Genomic DNA, 353 nt, shown 5'->3' on the forward strand with positions numbered 1-353 from the left:
GGACGAACCTGACCGGGGCCACAGCGGTCACTTTCGGTGGCACACCGGCTGCTTCGTTCACAATCAACTCCGCGACGCAGATCACCGCCGTCGCACCCGCCGGAACAGGAACCGTTCAGGTCACCGTCACCACCGCGGGCGGAACCAGTAACGGCGTCGCCTACACCTATGTTCCCGTGCCGACTTTGGCCACGGTGGTTCCCAGTTCGGGACCAGTGACCGGCGGAACAACGGTGGTGCTGACCGGAACAGGATTCACCGGAGCCACAGCGGTCAACTTCGGTGCCACACCGGCAACTTCGTTCACGGTCAACTCCTCGACCCAGATCACCGCGGTCGCACCCGCCGGAACT

1 protein-coding gene is annotated in these 353 nt (G+C 64.3%); it reads left to right on the plus strand.

Going from position 1 to position 353, the window contains the following annotated elements; all coding sequences use genetic code 11:
- A partial coding sequence (locus ON29_RS29800; protein WP_040871434.1) for an IPT/TIG domain-containing protein occupies window positions 1-353 on the plus strand: 353 nt, incomplete at both ends.

Source organism: Nocardia exalbida NBRC 100660, assembly GCF_000308575.1.
GTDB lineage: Bacteria > Actinomycetota > Actinomycetes > Mycobacteriales > Mycobacteriaceae > Nocardia > Nocardia exalbida.